The sequence below is a fragment of the uncultured Campylobacter sp. genome (genome assembly GCF_938030815.1).
GTDB lineage: Bacteria > Campylobacterota > Campylobacteria > Campylobacterales > Campylobacteraceae > Campylobacter_B.
In genome coordinates this window covers 1-6,181 of sequence record NZ_CALHII010000232.1, presented here as the reverse complement: position 1 = coordinate 6,181, position 6,181 = coordinate 1, and the positions used below count along the sequence as shown (strand labels likewise).

At 49.0% G+C, this 6,181-nt stretch carries 5 protein-coding genes and 1 pseudogene; 4 read left to right on the top strand and 2 right to left on the bottom strand.

Going from position 1 to position 6,181, the window contains the following annotated elements; all coding sequences use genetic code 11:
- Positions 1-251, bottom strand: a pseudogene (locus tag Q0277_RS08900) (thiol:disulfide interchange protein); the annotation flags it as partial.
- 235 nt (positions 252-486) lie between these two features.
- On the opposite strand from Q0277_RS08900, the gene Q0277_RS08895 reads away from it, so the two are divergent.
- Together Q0277_RS08895 and Q0277_RS08890 are read left to right on the top strand one after the other, a co-directional pair.
- Positions 487-2,334, top strand: a complete 1,848-nt coding sequence (locus Q0277_RS08895) for an aryl-sulfate sulfotransferase (RefSeq protein WP_297997367.1) — start codon at positions 487-489, stop codon at positions 2,332-2,334.
- A gap of 369 nt (positions 2,335-2,703) precedes the next feature.
- A complete protein-coding gene (locus Q0277_RS08890) occupies positions 2,704-2,991 on the top strand; it encodes a DUF2695 domain-containing protein (RefSeq protein ID WP_297997365.1) in 288 nt (95 codons plus the stop codon).
- A 537-nt stretch (positions 2,992-3,528) separates the two neighbouring features.
- Here Q0277_RS08890 and menA read toward each other — a convergent pair.
- Positions 3,529-4,431, bottom strand: a complete 903-nt coding sequence (gene menA / locus Q0277_RS08885; protein ID WP_297997363.1) for a 1,4-dihydroxy-2-naphthoate octaprenyltransferase — start codon at positions 4,429-4,431, stop codon at positions 3,529-3,531.
- Between the two features lie 174 nt (positions 4,432-4,605).
- Here menA and Q0277_RS08880 point away from each other — a divergent pair, with 174 nt between their 5' ends.
- The gene (locus Q0277_RS08880; protein WP_297997362.1) at positions 4,606-5,436 is read left to right on the top strand and encodes a pyridoxamine kinase; all 831 of its coding nucleotides are present in this window, start codon (positions 4,606-4,608) and stop codon (positions 5,434-5,436) included.
- 13 nt (positions 5,437-5,449) lie between these two features.
- Positions 5,450-5,605, top strand: coding sequence for a hypothetical protein (locus Q0277_RS08875; protein WP_297997360.1), 156 nt, complete (start codon positions 5,450-5,452; stop codon positions 5,603-5,605).
- Positions 5,606-6,181 lie beyond the last annotated feature (576 nt).

Genomic DNA, 6,181 nt, shown 5'->3' with positions numbered 1-6,181 from the left:
TTGGTTTTTAGATGAAACGGTACGTATTTTAGCCCCGCGACCTTTTCTACGACCTTTGGCGTTACGGTTTTGTCGTATTTGTAGCAAAACGGGCAAGCGTAGCTAAAGACCTTAACTAGCGTGTTTTGCTCGACCGGTAGCGGTTTTTCTAGCTTTACGTAGTCCTCGCCCTCGGTAAACGCGGCCGCGCTAAGGGCGCCAAATATCGCGACCGCTAGAAAGCCTTTGCTAAATTTAGAAAGTAGGTTCATAGAATGCTCCTTAAAATGATTTCGTTTGCGCTAATTTTATACCTTTTCGCCGACGCAAAACTCACGCTAAGATAAATTTTAGATTAAATTTATAGAATTTCGGCTAAATTTTGGCGCAAAAGCTAAAATTTGAAATTATTTTTTATAATTAAGCAAGTTTTAATAAACGCGTGATTTCTACGTTAGCGAGGTGGATTAAAATTACGATATCAAACCAATTTCAAAGGAGAATAAGATGAAGCGAACTCTTTCCTCATTTGCGCTAGCTGCGGCGCTTTTAGGCGGTCTAAGCACGGCCGCGCTGGCTATCGGCGGACCTAGCGGCGCACACATCGACTACGCCGTCCCGGGCAAGATCGGCGAAGTGGTCGTAAACCCATACGACATCGCGCCCCTAACGGCGGTGATCAAAAACGGCGGCTACACGCTAGCAAACGCAAAAGTCACCATCGTGCCGAAGCCGGACGGCCAGACGATCAGCTATAAGGTCGCCGACAAGCACCTTCGCACGCACGGCGGAATTCCTGTTTTCGGACTATATCCCGACTATCAAAACACCGTCGAGGTCGAGTACGATAAAATTTACAAGGGCCAAACCGAGCACGTAAAAGAAACCTATAAAATTTACGCTCCTGCGATTTATCTAGAAAGCTCGGGCATGCCGTCTCAAAAGGGCGCGTTGTTTGATAAAATCGAGGTCGTGAAAGCTCCGAGCGCGAAATTTGCCAACCGCCTCTACTACGTAAATAACTTCGTAAATAAAACGGGCAAAGGTACCAAAGTCGTGTGGAACAACCCTGCAGGCGGCGCGATCGAGTGGAACTATAGCCCGAATAACTTCATCCTAGACACAAAAGGTGAAGTACGCTGGTATCTGGAACCTAGTAAAATTTACGACCTCAAGCAGCCCTTTAGCGCGGGCGTCATGATGGGCTTTAAGCAAAACGACGACGGCGCGATGACGTGGGGATATGGTCAAAGATACGCGAAATACGACATAATGGGCCGCGAAATTTTTAACCGCGAGCTACCTGCGAGCTACAACGACTTCTCGCACTCTATGGACGTTGCGCAAAACGGACACTATTTCCTCCGCGCTGCAAACGCCAACTATAAGCGCGCCGACGGTAAAAACGTCCGCACCGTGCGCGACGTCATCGTCGAGGTCGATCGTGACGGCAACGTCGTGGATGATTTTAGGCTGTATGAAATTTTAGATCCATACCGCGACATCGTGCTAAAAACGCTCGATCAGGGCGCGGTGTGCCTAAATATCGACGCTAGTAAGGCAGGCCACACCGCGAGCTCGGACGAGCTAGCCGCGATGGATACGAACGAAAAATGGGGCGACATCGTAGGCTCTGGCCCTGGACGAAACTGGGCGCACGTAAATAGCGTGGACTACGACCCAAGCGACGATAGTATCATCATCTCTAGTCGCCACCAAGACGCCGTCATCAAGATCGGCCGCGACAAAAAAGTCAAGTGGATAATGGGCGCGCACAAAGGCTGGAAAGACCAGTTCAAGGGCTACTTGCTCCAGCCGGTAGATAAAGACGGCAAAAAAATAGTCTGCGAGGACGAGTACTCAAAATGCCCTGGCTACGAGAGCGAGAAGGGCGGATTTGACTGGCAGTGGACGCAGCATACGGCATTCCGCATCGACAGCAAGTCTAAAAAGGGCGTAGTGTATCTCACCGTCTTTGACAACGGCGATACCCGCGGCATGGAACAGCCTGCGATGGCGGGTATGAAATACTCCCGCGCGGTCGTTTATAAAATCGACGAAAAAGCTAAAACCGTCGAGCAAGTCTGGGAGTACGGCAAACAGCGCGGCAGCGAGTGGTACAGCTCGGTCACTTCGCTAGCGCAGTATCAAGACGACCTAGATAGCGTGATGGTTTACTCGGCGGTTGCCGGCATGCAGTTTGATATCGCCAAAGGCCGCCCGGTCGGCGTGCCTAGCCCGCATATCAACGAGTTTGAATGGGGCGCAAAAGAGCCGTCAATCGAGATAAAAATGACCAATGCTATGGGCTATCAGGCGTTTCCGTTTAGCCTAGAAAAGGCGTTTGAGAAGTAAAATTTTAAAATTTAGCGGCCGTATTTCGAGCGCGGCCGCTTTTGTTTTAGATTATGGTCAAATTCTACACATCTACTCGATAGAATTTCATCCGAATTTGCTAAATTTTATCCCTCGGTATGGCAAAATTTAGCCGAAAACATAGCTCTTTATTCTAGATAAAATTTAATCATCGGATTTGCGATTTCGCGCTCTGCTTTTGCTATAATTTCGCTCTGCTAAAATTAATAAGCGTTATTTCGGTATAGACGAGGTAGCGCACGGTTTGGATGAAATTTGCATCCCGCTTGAGGGCGGGGGACGACGGGTATGAGGTTAATGCGCCCAAAGGATATTCGTGCGGCAAGGTGGCGCAACAAAGGAGAAATAGTGGAAAAATCCAGAAAAAAGGAATTCAAAAAGCTCGCGGCGCAGCGGCAGCGAGATGTGTTTGAAAAGAGCCTGCCGATGAATAGGGCGGAGTTTGAACGGCTATTTGAATTCTTAGACGAGGGCTTGGCGCATCGTGGCTGCGACGGCACGCATAGGCTCACGCTGGAGTTTTTGCGAGCCCGCCGCGCATCGAATGAAGTGGCGGTTTTGGACTTTTGCGAGCAAAACGGCGGGTATTGCGATTGCGAAGTTCTAAGCAACGTGCAAAATTGCTTCGATTTTTAGGGAGCTGTGCGCAGGGAAATATGGTTTCGCAAGCGTCGTTTCAAAGAGGCAGTGCGTAAAATTTAGTAAAATTTTAGCGGCGCGAGGGCTCAAAATAGGGCTAAAGCAGCATTTGCGGTGCGAGCTGCCGCCCATGCAATAAGCATAAAACTTACCGCGCTAAACACGCGGGCCTTTTGTAGAATTAATGCTCTAGTTTTTAAATTTGACGCAAAAGGCGGGCAACTCGCCGTCAAAACGGCAATTAAAGCGTGGTGTGATGGGGCTTGTATGGACTTAAGAGCGGTATTGCTCGCTTAATTTAACGATACAAGACGGCGAGGAGACCTGGAGTTTGCCCCCTTAAATTTTATTGCGGTAGCCATCAGGCGGACAGAGATATGCTATGGACGTTTTCATTGAGCGAGCTTGCCGCAGACGCTTTGCTGTGCGACAAGCAGGTTGATTGCAAGATTAGGAGAACTCGCACAAAGCGCTTTTGCGCGAGAGGACTTTGCTGCGGTGCCGACGTAAATTTTACCCGCACGGCGTTTAAATTTAGCCTAAAATTTCTCCGACGAAAAACAGCGCCGACATCGTAAACGTGCAGAGCGCGACGACCTTTAGCTGTCCGTCGAAATCGCGACAATCCCGCACGCGCGAGACGAAAATGAGATGCCAAATAAGCGGCACAAAGCTAATTACGTAGAGTAGTTTTACGCCCGGCTCGCCGCGTAAAAGCGAGTAGCATAGCATCAGACCCGCTCCGCCCGCGATCAGCGCATAGTGATAGCGCTTAGCCGCACGCAGCCCGATACGAACGGGGATCGTGCGTTTGCCCTTGAGCTCGTCGTTTTGGATGTCGCGCATGTTGTTTAGATTTAGCACGGCGGTGCTTAGCATACCGCACGCGCACGCCGGCAGCAGTAGCGCCGCATCGAGCGAACGCGCGTATAAAAAATATGAGCCCAGCACGCTCAAAAGCCCAAAAAACAAAAACACGAAAACGTCGCCAAGCCCTTTGTAGCCGTATGCGCCGGCGCCCACGGTGTAGCGGATCGCGGCATATATCGACGTGCCGCCCAGCGTGAAAAATAGAGCCACGAGATAAAACTGCTCGCCGAATGCCAAAACGCTTAGCGCGAGGCTAGAAAATGCCGAAAGTAGCGCTGTAGCGACGATGACGCGCTTCATCTGCTCCGCGCTCATCTGCCCAGTTTGGATCGCGCGCCGCGGCCCCAGCCTACCATCGTCGTCGGTGCCCTTTACTGCGTCGCCGTAGTCATTAGCATAGTCGCTGAGTACCTGAAACATAAGCGTCGTAAGTAGCGCCAGTGCGAAAATATCCGCTCTAAATACGCCCGCGCCGTACGCCGCGCCGCTACCGAGCAGTACGCCCGAGACGCTAAGCGGCAGCGATCTAAGGCGAGCGGATGCGTAAAGAGCCTTTACTGTTATCATTTTTTACCTTTTGTTGATTTTTGGAGCCGAATTTACGGCGGACCCGAGATAAAATTTAGCGGAAAAACGCCAAAAATATTATAAATTTAGACTATTCGTAGAGTAAATTTTATTTAAATTCGCCTTTTTAATATAAATAGCGGTAAAATAGAGCCAAAAATTTTAGGAATTGTGATGAAAAAAGTTCTTACCGTTCAAGATATATCCTGCGTGGGCAAGGTTTCGCTGACCGTCGCATTGCCGATACTTAGCGCGATGGGGATGAGCACGAGCGTGATCCCTACGGCGGTTTTATCGATGCATACGGGCTTTTCGGGCTATACCTTTTGCGATCTAAGCTCGCAGATACGTGCGATCATGGCGCACTGGAAAGACCGCGGAGTGGTGTTTGACGGCATCTACACGGGCTTTTTGGGTTCGGCGGCGCAGATCGAGATTATGGGTGAGCTATTTGCGAGCTTCGGCGGCGCGGGCAAGACCATTTTGGTCGATCCTTGTATGGGCGATAACGGCGTGTTTTATCCGGGCTTTAACGAGGATTTTGCTCGTATGATGGCGCTTCTGTGCGCCCAGGCCGACGTCATCACGCCCAATATCACCGAGGCCTGCGCGATTACCGGCGTGCCGTACCGAGAGGACGCAGATAGGGATTTTATCATGGATCTGCTTGCAAGGCTTCGAGAGCTGGGCGCTAGACAGGTTATTTTAAAGGGCATCGGCTACATTGCCGATCAGTGCGGGGTTTTCAGCTACGATGCACGCACGGGCAGGACGAATGAGTATTTTCACGAGCTGCTGCCGGTCAAATTTAACGGCACCGGCGATATTTTCGCGGCCGTAGCCTTCGGCGCGATAATGCGCGGCAAGTCGCTGGAAACGGCGGTTCGAGTCGCTGCGGACTTCGTCGTCAGCACGATCAAAGAGACGATGAGCGACGAGGAGCGCAAGAACTACGAAGGGGTCGATTTCGAAGCGATAATTCCCGAGCTGGTGAGGAAAATCTAAGTTCTAGACGGATTTGGAACTCGCCGCGCGGACAGAGGATTTGTGGGAGAGCTTTAAAATTTTACCGCAAAAGGAAATTCCTAAATTTCATCTGCGGCGTGAAATTTTAAAATTTCAAAATTATGTGTCGTGTGAGGCATGGAATTTTATAGGCGACGTGGAATTTTAGAATTTATGCATTGCACGGGCTTATAATTTTATCTCCTGCATAGAATTTTAAAATTTGCACCGACGTAAAGATGCGAAATTTATCACTAGCGCTGAATTCTAAACGCAAGGCTACAGCGAATTTATTTGCTTGCGAGTTTGAGCTGCATTTTGAAATTTCGTACAAAATCTGCTTAAAATTTTATTCCTGCGAGTCGTGCGCCATGCACTTATAAAATAATCTCAAAATTTATGAGTAAAATTTAGATTAAAATCCATATCGATGTCACGCAGTTATAGTTTTCGGTATAGAATTTACGCGATGGGTTTATGACACGAATTTTATTTGAAATTTCGCTTTAAAATCTAAAATTTGCGAGGTGAAATTCCATCTGCAGTGGAAAGCTACCGCGTGAAATTTTGCGGCTGCTGCGTTTTATGATATAGGCAAAATACGCGCCGAGCGTGAAATTTTACAGCAAATATTGTGGAAAAATTCTATTATTTATCGCGTAGCGGTAGAATTTTACTGCGCGAAATCAAGCAGAATTCCGCGCATAAGTCTATAGCCGAAATTTACGCCGTGGCGAATGAGCTT

Excerpts from the sequence above, each read along its gene's own strand:
- Q0277_RS08895 (WP_297997367.1), top strand. The coding sequence starts at position 487 with ATGAAGCGAACTCTTTCCTCATTTGCGCTAGCTGCGGCGCTTTTAGGC.
- menA (WP_297997363.1), bottom strand. The coding sequence starts at position 4,431 with ATGATAACAGTAAAGGCTCTTTACGCATCCGCTCGCCTTAGATCGCTG.
- Q0277_RS08880 (WP_297997362.1), top strand. The coding sequence starts at position 4,606 with ATGAAAAAAGTTCTTACCGTTCAAGATATATCCTGCGTGGGCAAGGTT.